The sequence below is a fragment of the Bartonella queenslandensis AUST/NH15 genome (assembly GCF_000312585.1).
GTDB lineage: Bacteria > Pseudomonadota > Alphaproteobacteria > Rhizobiales > Rhizobiaceae > Bartonella > Bartonella queenslandensis_A.
On record NZ_HE998100.1, the window covers coordinates 1 to 318 of the forward strand.

Sequence of the window (318 nt, forward strand, 5' to 3'; positions counted from 1 at the left end):
AGAAATGATGCTTACCTGTTCTTTTAGAGCAGTGAGTTTTGGCTTTAGGCATTTGCCGATACGCTTTATTATAGATCCGCCGCATTATTTGTTTGATGCGATGTTGGCGCGGCAAATTGCCATTCATATTTTGCATTATCAGTTTGAGGTGCCACGGCGGCGTATTGTTGCCATACAAGCACGGCAGCGGACTTCTATTTCTCTGTCTCTCCAAGCGGTTAATCGCCGTTTAATGGAACCGGTTTTTGCTAAAACCTATCAAAGGTGGGCAAAGCGTGCGCAGGATATGTTTTTACGAGAGATCAGAAAGGCTGGGGT

The 318-nt window shown here is 45.3% G+C and carries 1 protein-coding gene; it reads left to right on the forward strand.

Features of this window, described 5'->3' with window-relative positions:
* Positions 1 to 318 (forward strand): hypothetical protein (locus BN338_RS09500; RefSeq protein ID WP_039761613.1); only part of this gene is annotated, 318 nt, incomplete at both ends.